General features: G+C 68.0%; 10 protein-coding genes. 3 read left to right on the top strand and 7 right to left on the bottom strand.

Annotated elements, in window-relative coordinates:
- Positions 1–213: 213 nt before the first annotated feature.
- Complete coding sequence (gene mobA / locus QZY48_RS06140) at positions 214–819, top strand: molybdenum cofactor guanylyltransferase MobA (protein ID WP_295429062.1); 606 nt, start codon at positions 214–216, stop codon at positions 817–819.
- A 77-nt stretch (positions 820–896) separates the two neighbouring features.
- Here mobA and QZY48_RS06135 read toward each other — a convergent pair whose 3' ends face one another.
- The 5 genes from QZY48_RS06135 to QZY48_RS06115 form a co-directional block, all read right to left on the bottom strand.
- Positions 897–1,262 carry a 4a-hydroxytetrahydrobiopterin dehydratase gene (locus tag QZY48_RS06135; protein ID WP_295429060.1) on the bottom strand — a complete coding sequence of 122 codons (366 nt, stop codon included), beginning with the start codon at positions 1,260–1,262 and terminating at the stop codon, positions 897–899.
- Positions 1,263–1,365: 103 nt separating this feature from the next.
- A complete protein-coding gene (locus QZY48_RS06130) occupies positions 1,366–1,593 on the bottom strand; it encodes a VF530 family protein (protein ID WP_295429058.1) in 228 nt (75 codons plus the stop codon).
- A 179-nt stretch (positions 1,594–1,772) separates the two neighbouring features.
- Entirely contained in the window at positions 1,773–2,312 is a 540-nt protein-coding gene (locus QZY48_RS06125; RefSeq protein WP_295429055.1) for a cohesin domain-containing protein, read from the bottom strand.
- A gap of 60 nt (positions 2,313–2,372) precedes the next feature.
- Complete coding sequence (locus QZY48_RS06120; protein WP_295429052.1) at positions 2,373–5,327, bottom strand: hypothetical protein; 2,955 nt, start codon at positions 5,325–5,327, stop codon at positions 2,373–2,375.
- Entirely contained in the window at positions 5,324–6,235 is a 912-nt protein-coding gene (locus tag QZY48_RS06115; RefSeq protein ID WP_295429050.1) for a hypothetical protein, read from the bottom strand. The genes QZY48_RS06120 and QZY48_RS06115 overlap by 4 nt, the downstream gene beginning before the upstream one ends.
- A 262-nt stretch (positions 6,236–6,497) precedes the next feature.
- On the opposite strand from QZY48_RS06115, the gene QZY48_RS06110 reads away from it, so the two are divergent.
- Complete coding sequence (locus QZY48_RS06110) at positions 6,498–6,683, top strand: hypothetical protein (RefSeq protein ID WP_295429048.1); 186 nt, start codon at positions 6,498–6,500, stop codon at positions 6,681–6,683.
- A gap of 71 nt (positions 6,684–6,754) precedes the next feature.
- On the opposite strand, the gene QZY48_RS06105 is transcribed toward QZY48_RS06110, so the two are convergent.
- Complete coding sequence (locus QZY48_RS06105) at positions 6,755–7,483, bottom strand: ATP-binding cassette domain-containing protein (protein WP_295429046.1); 729 nt, start codon at positions 7,481–7,483, stop codon at positions 6,755–6,757.
- On the bottom strand, positions 7,483–9,531 hold the full coding sequence (locus QZY48_RS06100) for a vWA domain-containing protein (RefSeq protein ID WP_295429044.1): 2,049 nt from the start codon (positions 9,529–9,531) through the stop codon (positions 7,483–7,485). Before QZY48_RS06100 ends, QZY48_RS06105 begins: the two co-directional genes overlap by 1 nt.
- Positions 9,532–9,564: 33 nt before the next feature.
- Here QZY48_RS06100 and QZY48_RS06095 point away from each other — a divergent pair, with 33 nt between their 5' ends.
- Entirely contained in the window at positions 9,565–9,783 is a 219-nt protein-coding gene (locus QZY48_RS06095) for a hypothetical protein (protein WP_295429042.1), read from the top strand.
- The last annotated feature ends 87 nt before the right edge of the window (positions 9,784–9,870 follow it).

Raw genomic sequence — 9,870 nt, 5'->3', positions numbered from 1 at the left:
TTTATCTGTTCAGTAGAACATCTTAAGTTCATCATTTCTGATGCATGGAGCGAGGAAAGCAAAGCCATGAGCTATGCCAAAAGCTGGATTGATGAATTTACACCGTGGATCGAATATAGGGATTTATGCGTTTAACTATAGCTTGTTCTTGTCTCGTTACTATGCGCCCCGTACCATCATCGCCCACTTTACCGCTTGAGCGCCCGACCCAGGATGCAGACACCCTTCCCCACCCGCGCCGCCATCACCGGGGTCATTCTGGCCGGCGGCCGGTCCAGCCGTCTGGGCGGTCTCGACAAGGGGCTGCGGCCCTTTGCCGGTCGGCCGCTGGTCGAATGGGTCATCGCCGCCCTGGCCCCGCAGGTCGACACCCTGCTGATCAGCGCCAACCGCAACCTGGAGCGCTATGCGGGCTATGGCCTGCCGGTGGTCGCCGATCTGGACCCGGGCTTCCAGGGACCCCTGGCCGGCGTCCGCAGCGCCATGCGGGCGGCCACCACCGCGTGGCTTGTCACCCTGCCCTGTGACGGCCCCTACCCCGCCCCCGACCTGGTCGCGCGCCTGCTGCTCGCCCTGCGCACCCAGGCCGGAGACCTCGCGGTCGCCACCGACGGCCGCCGCCTGCAACCGGTCCATGCCCTGCTGCCGGTCGCGCTGGCCGCCGACCTGGAGACCTTCCTGGCCGCCGGTGAGCGCAAGCTTACCCGGTGGTATGACCGCCACCGGGTCGCCCTGGCAGACCTCAGCGACCGGCCGGACTGTTTCGCCAACATCAACACCCCGGACGACGCCTGGGCGCTGGAGCGGCGCCCGCCCTGACTCGCCCGTAGGGTCCGCTGCGCGGACCAAACGCCCCCGCCGGCCGCAACGACCATCGAGTCCCGCACCGGGCCCCCTCAGTCGTACTTGATGTACTTGAAACGCGGATCATCCGGCGTCCCCTCCAAGGCGCTGTCCGGTCCAGGCCGCCAGCCGATGATCTCCTCGATCTTGCGGGCCAGCTCGAAGTCCTTATCCGTCACCCCCTTGGCCGAGTGGGTCACCAGCTTCACGATCACGAAGGCATAGGAGACGGCCAGGTCCGGGTGGTGCCAGGCCGCCTCCGCCAGGTGCCCCACCGTATTGACCACCATCAGGGTGCCCTTCCAACCGCTGGTGCGGTATTTGCGCCTGAGCCAGCCGTCCTCGTAGTACCAATGGGGCAGTTCGGCCGCGATCCGTTCGCGGATCTCGTCCTCGTTGTAGACCTTTTCATCGGACATGGTTGCAGTCTCTATTCAGGTCGGATGGGGTATTTGCCCCGTCCGCAACGCTTTCTCCGGACCCGCCGGCCCGCGGTACGGATCGGCGATGGAAAAATAGGTGTCAACTTCGCGTGGTCAATGTAGAAACATAGAGATTCTCCACCTGCGCCCTGGCCCAGGGAGTTCTTCGCAGAAACGTCAAACTCGATTTCACGGATGGCTCGTGCTTGAAGCAATTGATGTTGATCCGGTCGGCGAGACCATCCCAGCCGTAACGATCGACCAGTTTCAGGACAACGGTTTCCAGACTGACTCCGTGTAATGGATTCTTCGGTTGCTCACCAGTCATGGCTCAGATGCATCCTTAAGTGATCGTGTCAGGCTTTCTTTCTCGCTATCTCTCACGCGAGGGTGCGGGGTATTGGTCACACGTCTGACCACGCGGCATCGTAGGGTGGTCCTCACGGGCACCCCAAAAAGGCGAAATGGAAGGGCAGGACAAAGTCATCCATCAGTCTGCCCATTGCCTTATCGAGGCCGGCGTGATCCAGCCCACAGGGCACCGACGGCCAGCAGTGCCCAGGGGCCCGGCACCGGGACCTCGATCGGAAGCGCGTCGGCATCACTTAACGCAATGTAGCTCAGCCAGGGAGCGGTGGTGCCGTCGGCCAGGGCCGTGAAGTTGATCGTCGCCAACCGCCAGGTGCGCCCAGCCGGTTCCTGCAGCAGGGCCAGGGCAGCCCCATCGAGCACCGAGGTCTCCGCCAGGATGACCTGCCCAGGCGCCGTGAGGTCCTCGTTGATCACCGCCTCGAACGCGACAGGGTCACCGAGCAGCAGGCCAAAGTCGATCGCGATGGCGCCCAAGAAGGCGGGGTCGTAACCGAGGCTGATATCGAAGGCAGCAAGCACGCGGTCCAAATCGCTGACCACCAGCTCGAACGTCACCGATTCACCCCTGCTGAAGCTGCGCTCGGGCGGGTGCAACCCGACCGTCGCGGCGGCGGCCGCGCGACCGCCAAGCAGCAGCAGGATCAGGCAGCAACACCTGAGGTATCGAATAGACACATAGCACCCCTGGGACTGGACCCCGTGTGAACGATCAGTTGGAGTCGCCGCGCATCACCCTCAGGGTGCGCACAGCGGCTTGTTGCAGCGCAAGGTACAGGCGCGTGAGTCGAGCACCGACACCAGGCCGTCGTGGTCCGGGTCACGCGGATCGGTCGGGCCGGTCGCACGCTGGCGCAGGGCCTTCACGATGGCGGTGATGTCGAGGCGGTCGATCCGGTCATTGCCGTCGGTATCGCAGGGCCGCGGGCCGACCAAGCCGTCCGTGGGCCACAGACACCACTCCCTCAGGAGCCCCGCCCAGGGTTCCGGCGTGGCGTCCTCGACGCGCAGGTTCCAGGTACCGGCCAGATCATCGCCGACGAATCCGCTCAAGGGTACCGCTGGCCTCAGGTTACCCGCGATGGCCGGCGGCGACGAGGCACAGGCATCCTCGGCCGCCGCACCGGCCGCGTCGTCGAAGACGGCTTGGACGCTCTCCCCAGCGCAGCCCCACTCGGGGTCGAGCTTGGGCAGGCCAGGGCGATCGAGCAAGGGCACCCGCCGCCCCGTCTCCTGATGGGTCAGGACCAGTTTCAGATTGCCGACCCAGCCATGATAGAGATCGACCGAGACCCTGAGATTTGTCAGCCGGCTGCCGGGGCTGGGGGTGAGGGCGTCGTTGAATGCCCCGATGAAAAACTGCCCCGGGTAACTGCAGGCATAGCGCCCGGTCGTGAAACGGAAGGTCGGTGAGTAGGGGCCGTCGCCGCAGAAATCGGTCGCCCGCACCCGCCAGTAATGCTCGGTCTCGGCGGCCAAGGGGGACGGTTGGTCCGTGGTGCCGCTATTGTAGGGCGGCCCCAGACTGTAGACGACCTGCTCAAAGGCCGGATCGGTCGCTACCTCCAGGGTATAGGTTTGAGCCATGGGCACCGCCTGCCAACTCAAGCTCGGTCGTGACCCGACACCGGTGGCACCATCTGTCGGCACCCTGAGCACCGGGGCCGCGGGGAGCCTGCCCAGGTTGACAAAGGCATCGAGCCGCTTGCTCGGGACACCGCTCGCATCGCCCCGGATGCCGAAGCCGTAGCGGCCGCCGACCAGATCCTGGTCCACCTGGAGCTGCACCGTGCTGCCCCCAGGTGGAGCCACGGGATTGACCGTGAAACCACCCGTGAATCCGGCCGGAAGGTCGATCAGACTCAGGGTCACCGGCGCCGTGAAGGCTCCGTAGGCACCGACCTCGACCGCGACCGCGACCTCTGCGTCCGCCAGGGGCGCTGCGCAGACCCTCTGGTCCAGGTCGGCGGCGCCAAGGCTGAAGCCGGGGCCAGCGCAGCCGGCGAAGGAAAAGGCGCCGATCCGGGTCATCCAGGTACTGTTGGCAATGGCGTACATATTGGTGTACCAAAAGGTGCAATCGTCCACCGGGTCCACGGACATGGCGCTGTAGTCGCCCCAACGATTGTACGTCATGGAGCCGCTGCCGACGGCGAGGCTGGCCTCGGGCTGGCTCATCACCCCCTGGGGGTCCCCGGCCAGACGGCCGGTATAGCGCACGGCGGGGTAGGTCCCGGTGCTGCTGACGCTGTAGCCCAAGGCCAGGTTGCCGTTGCGGTCCATGGCGATGCTGCCCATCCAGCGATGGTCAGCGTCCGGGGCAAAGGTGCCCTCGTCGAACAGGGCCCAGTCGCCGCCGCTGCGGCGCAGTTCGAACCAGCGGATACCGCCGTGGTCATTGCCGTCCACATCGGTGACGAAGTTACCGACCAGCGACTCGAAGGCACCGCGATTGCGGTACTTGAGCCCCCACATGACGATTTCCTTGACCGGGTCAAGCCGGCCGCCCCCCGGTTGCGGGAAGCACTCTTGGAATAGCGACTCGCAGAGGTCGGAATCGAATTCGCCGATCCCGATCCGCCAGGGCCCGGTGAAACTGCTCGCGGCCGGATCATTGAAGTCGGCGTGGAAGGCCCAGAGCTCCAGCCAGTCCTGGGTCGGGTCATTGGCGCCCGCAGGGGCATGCATCTCGTCGTCGATGTGGCGAATGAACCAGTTGGGCGACCCCGCCGGCGGCGGCAGGGGGCCGTCGTGGTCGCTCGGCAGCAGGGCCTGGAAACCGAAGCCGGGCAGCGGTGGCGCCTCGGCGAAAAACTGAAAGCTTGCCGGCCGCCCCTCCAGCATGGCCGCGCGCTCAAAGGCATAGGCACCTGGGCTGTCTTCATTGGTCGATAGATAGTAGGCGTCGGGCCAAACCGCGTATTTTGGGTAGTCAGGAAAGCTCAGAACCGATTCGAACGCGTAGGCGTACCAACCGCTGGTGATGGGGTCCTCACCTCGCGAGACATAGACACACAGGACGTTCGCAATTCCGCTGAACTCGCTCAGGAACCAGCGCCCGGCCAGCGCATCGTAGAGCACGATCGGGTCGCCGCCGCCCGCGGCGCAGGGACCGCCTGGCGGGGCCAGACCCTGAAGCAAAAAGGGAGCCAAAGCGCTCGATCCATCAGCCTTGTGGTAGATGGCGACGAGGCTCGAATCGTAGGCGTTGATCATCTGGATATAGTAGTCGCGCCCGACATCGCCGACGACATCGGAGGGTATGGCACCGCTGAACCCCTGCCCGGCCCGCAGGACCCGCGGCCGCCCGAAATCCGCATCGGCGCCGCCCGCGGCAGCGCCGGACTGGACCGCCAGCAGGGGGTCCGGCCCGGGCGCCCGACCGGCAGCGGTCACCGCCGCGGTCAGGCCCTGATGATTGTTGCGCCGGGGAATCGCTTTGATCGCCATCCCCGGCTGCCAGCCGGGGGCCGGGGACAGGGTGCGAACGTCGAGATCGCGCACGCTGGGAACGAACCGTTGAGAGGCACTCGCCCCCAGGAAGGTCTTGGGCGTAGCGGCCGGGGCCTGGGGGCCGCTGACCGCCAGCCCGGGGCGTGCCATGAACGCCGCAACGCAGGCAGCGGCGAGTACACACCAGCGGGCGGACCGGCCGATGGTCGCGATGGTGGTCATGGGGGTCATGGGGGTCATGGCGCTTCCTCCACTGATGGGCTGGCCGGATGACTCGGGTGAACGCGTGGCGGACCCTCTGCGATCGGATCGCCTGGCTGCCAGGGGTCTGCCGGCGTCAGGGTGCGCAGGTCGCGCGTGAAGGGTGCAGGGACCCCGCTGGCGTAATGGGGATGCGGGCGCTGGTAGGTCGCCAGGGAAATGGGGCCGCTGGCCGAGTCGATCCGCAGCAGGGGCCCACCGCCCGCGACCTGGGCCTCCAGGGAGCCATCCGGATCGGCCCTGACCACCGCGGTGTCCTCGGCCCACTTCGTGGTGGGCCGACCGGCGCCGCTCTGTGCCCGGATGGTCAGGGGCAGGTCGGCCGGAAGGGTGACGGAGATCGGGCCCGCGGCGGAACGCAGCCCCAGCGGGCGCTCAAGGCGTGCGCCGGTCAGCCGCACCGAGATGGCACCGCCAACCGTGGTCGCCTGCAGATGCCCTGCGGCCCGGATCGAGATGTTGCCCGCGCCGCTCTCGGCCGCAATGTCGCCGCGCAACCCGGCGAGCTTGATGGCACCGCGCCCGGTATGCGCCTTCAGGGTTGCGCCCGCGGGCACCAGCACGGCGAGGTCGGTACGACCACCGAAGGCAACAGGATCGGCCGCGGCAGCCTCGTCGGCATCGGGGTAGACCACTTCGATGGCGACTCCCCCGGGCTCCGCGGTGATCGCCACCGTGGGCCTCCTGGGGGTAGGACCGATCAGTTGAATCATCGCCGACAGGACCAGGGTCTCACCATCTGCAGGTTTGGCGCGGATATCGCCGAAACGGTTGACGACCCGCAGGGTCTGGCCGGCACGCAATACCATGGACTTCGTCAGGCCCTCGACGACGAAGGGCACGGGGGCCGCGGCCGACGGGGGATCGACCCCCGCTGCTTCAAGCACGGACCCGCGAATCAGGCCGCCGCACAAGACCAATCCCGCAATCCCCCAACCGATCGAAAGACCTGTTCTGTTCACCTGAAGGACCTCAGCACGTCGATCGCCTCCACGCCTGAGGTCAGGCGCGCGACCCGCCTCCGCAATTTACCTGACCGCCGCCAGGCGTGGTCAAGATTAGACGTGATCATGGGAACATACAAGGACAGTTGCCTGGGCAACCGGGCACTGCCCTGCGAATGCTGAATGACGCGGCAAGGCGGCAAGGTTGGGCCACAAGGATGCCAAAGTCCTGGTCGAACGGACCAAGCACTGTGTCGCGGAACAGAAGACCTGCGACGGTGCCGAAGCGATCGAGATCTGGACCTGCGACGGCCGGCAGATTCGGATGGCGCCGCTATCGGACTTCGCCTGCGATCAGACGGAGCGCAATCAGAAACCCCTTCAGGAATAGAATGGCGGACCAGCGGCGGCGGGCACGATGATCAAGGCGCGCCATTCATCGCAGCGCGATGGCACGCCGCATCAGCCCCAGAAGAGCGACCGCGTGACCTCCCCATCCCGTTCGATGCGGTGGTCGAGGACGCGCACCCCGGGGGTCGCCGCGGGCTGCCAGTCGTGGCTCGCGATGACCGCACAGGCCCCGGATTGACGCACCAGGTCCAGGAACAGCGCGGTGATCCGGGCGGCGTTCAAGGGGTCGACGGAGGCCGTCGGCTCGTCCGCCAGCACCACGCCGGGGCAGTGGGCCAGGGCCCGGGCGATGGCGACCCGCTGGCGCTCCCCGACCGAGAGTTGGCCCGGGTGCTTGTCGAGTTGGGCACTGATGTCGAGCCGCTCCGCCAGCCGCTCGACCCCGCCGTGCGGGTCCCGGCCCAGGAGCCGGCAGGACAGGGCGATGTTCTCCCGGGCGGTCAGGAAGGACAGGAGCCCCCCGGTCTGCAACACATAGCCGATGTGGGTCCCGCGCAGTTGCGCCAGGCCGTCCAGGTCGTCGCGCTGCCACAGGCGCCACAGGTCGGACGCGCCGCGATGCTCGGGGCGGAAGCTGAAGCACTGGGCCTCATCCGGCCGCAGGGCCAGGGCCAGCAGATCCAGGAGCGTGCTCTTGCCGCAGCCGCTCGCCCCGCGCAGCACCACCACCTCCCCCGGGGCGATGCGCAACTCCGGCACCCGCAACTCAAAGGCGGTCCCGCCGCCCACGCGGCGCTTCACCAGGTCCCGGCACAGATAGACGGGCGCTGAGGCCGCCATCAGGGCAGCGCATCCAGGGGGACCGTGGTGACCGATTCCCCGGGTGGGGCGCGCGGGTTCAGGCTGATCCAGCGGTCGGTGTCGTCGTGGATCTTGCGGTACAGGGCGATCTTCTCCTCGATCACGTCCAGCACCTCCTGCTGCTCGGCATAGGAGCGCGCGACCCAGCGCTCCTGGGTGAGGTTCATGACCTGGCTGGTATAGGGCAGGCCGTCCAGCCAGGCCCCCACCAGGCCCAGGTCCCCCAGGCGCTTGACCTGCAGCGGACCGACCTGGTCCGGGTCGCGCGCCAGGGCCGCCGCCGCCCCCCGTAACTGGTCGAAGAAGTCCTTGGTACTCAACTGGGTGCGCTCGCCGGCGGCAAAGATCGCCTGCAGGGTCTCCTGCAGGTTGCTCAACTGATTCTTGCTGATCATCACCCGGACCTCCAGGGTCTTCTGGGAGGGGTCCAGGAGGTCCCGATCAGCGACCCAGGCCTCGATCAGCCGCGGCGCCCGGCTGCCGGTCTCCCGGCCCAGATAGGCGAGTTGCATGGCGCGGCCCACGAGCGCGGTCTTGCGTGCCACCGGGTCGGCCTTGGGACCCTCCGGCACCTCGATCGGGCGGTCGGCGGCGGCGCTCTCCAACTGGCGCAGCAGGGCGTCGCCCAGGGTGTCCACCTGAGTGCCGAAGGCGTCCACGGCGCCGCCCGCCACGGGGAAGTAGAGGTCGCCCGCGTCCCCCCAACGGCTCAACTCACGATACTGCCGGGCCGCCTTGTCGTGGTTTTCCAGGCCCGCCCGGGTGAGCAGGTGCAGCACGGCGATGGCGACCTTGCCGCCGCCGGACTGGTCCTTCTCCTGGGCCATGAGGCGCAGGCGCGCGGCGGAGAGCCCGGTGCGTCCCAGTGGATTCTTGGCGTCCAGGGCGCCGGCATCCGTGATCAGGACGATGTAGCGGGCGTCGAAACCGGTCCAGTCGATCCGCTCCAGGGCGTCCTGGACGCCGGCGAAGGCGTCCTCGTCGAAGCCCTTGCTGGAGACCTTTGCCTCCTCCACCCCCGCCACCTTGGCCTGGAAGGTCGCGGGGTCGCGACCGTCCTCCAGGGTCGCCACGACCCGGCTGACATAGTCGAGCCCGGGGGCCGCATCCACATTGCTGCGAAAGGCGACCAGACCGAAGCTCAGGCGCGCGCCCAGGGGAGAGCCCCGGAGCCGGTCATAGATGCGGCGCACCGCGGCGCGCGTGCGTTCGATGTAGGGCCCCATGGAGATGCTGGTGTCGATCACGAAGACCACGCCGGCCCGGTAGCCGACCGGGCGGTTCGCCGCCGGCCCCGGGTTCGGGCGGGCCGCGTCCTGCGGCCCGGGCTTAGGCGCAGACCCGGCCTCGCCCGCGCCCGGTGCCGACAGCCCCTGCTCGCCCGCCTGGAGGGTGACGGCGGCCACCTTCAGCAGCATGGTCTCGTGGCCACTCGCCAGATAGACCGACTCGAAGGAGAGGATGGGCAGCAGATAGAACTGCCGGTTGGGGTCGATATAGGTATCCGGCTCCTTGGCGATGACCGGGAAGTCCGCGGGCAGCGGGGCGGACTTGAGCGCGGCACGCAGGCGCGCGACGCCCGGCCCCAGGTCCGCGGCCTCCAGCAGACCGGCGAGCCGGTCGTGATCGCGAAAGAACAGGGCCGGATCACGCCTGGAGGTCCGCGTAAAGGCCAGCGTGAGCGTCTGGTGCCAATCGATCACCTGCCCCGCCTCGATCCACCCCTGGGCCGGGCCCGCCGCGGCGGCGCCGACCTCCACCCAGTCCTGGCCCTGGGCGCCCTGCCGCCCGAAGACGTAGAGGACCGACAGGGGCGGCAACGGCGGCCCCGGCAGGACGGCCCCCCCCGGGGCGGCGAGCAGGCGCGCCGCCGGCCGGGTCAGCACCCGCTGGTAGAGCCCCGGTTTGTCGGGGACGGACAGGGCCGCGCGCGGCGGCGGTGCCGGCGCGGCCGTGACCATCGCCAGCCCGAGCAACAGGGCGGGCGCCAGCAGCGCCGACAGGACGCGGGGCAGGAAAGACCTCATGGCATCATCAGCTTGGTTTGGTACGGAGGCAATATGGTTATCCGCTGCACCAGGAACAAGGGCAGCGAACCAACGCGGAGCATTGATCTGCCGCGGCGCCACCACCATTTAAGGGCGCCGAACGTTGGTTGGGGGGCCGGCACCAAGCCGCCGCCCCGTTCGCTTACCCTGATCACGGTCCTGTTCTTCGTTATGAACGGCTGGGCGTCGATCTTCATCGCACTGGCCGCGCGGCGCGCGGCGCAGGCTTAAGGCTCGCGTGCGCGGGGGGCCTTGGTCATCATCCTCCGCCGCGCCCACCGCACGGTCGCTGGTCCGCACAGCGGACCCTACGGGTTG

Source organism: uncultured Thiodictyon sp., from assembly GCF_903828115.1.
GTDB lineage: Bacteria > Pseudomonadota > Gammaproteobacteria > Chromatiales > Chromatiaceae > Thiodictyon.
This window is presented reverse-complemented; position numbering and strand designations above follow the sequence as displayed.

Excerpts from the sequence above, each read along its gene's own strand:
- mobA (WP_295429062.1), top strand. The coding sequence starts at position 214 with ATGCAGACACCCTTCCCCACCCGCGCCGCCATCACCGGGGTCATTCTG.
- QZY48_RS06135 (WP_295429060.1), bottom strand. The coding sequence starts at position 1,262 with ATGTCCGATGAAAAGGTCTACAACGAGGACGAGATCCGCGAACGGATC.
- QZY48_RS06130 (WP_295429058.1), bottom strand. The coding sequence starts at position 1,593 with ATGACTGGTGAGCAACCGAAGAATCCATTACACGGAGTCAGTCTGGAA.
- QZY48_RS06120 (WP_295429052.1), bottom strand. The coding sequence starts at position 5,327 with ATGACCCCCATGACCCCCATGACCACCATCGCGACCATCGGCCGGTCC.
- QZY48_RS06105 (WP_295429046.1), bottom strand. The coding sequence starts at position 7,483 with ATGGCGGCCTCAGCGCCCGTCTATCTGTGCCGGGACCTGGTGAAGCGC.
- QZY48_RS06100 (WP_295429044.1), bottom strand. The coding sequence starts at position 9,531 with ATGAGGTCTTTCCTGCCCCGCGTCCTGTCGGCGCTGCTGGCGCCCGCC.
- QZY48_RS06095 (WP_295429042.1), top strand. The coding sequence starts at position 9,565 with ATGGTTATCCGCTGCACCAGGAACAAGGGCAGCGAACCAACGCGGAGC.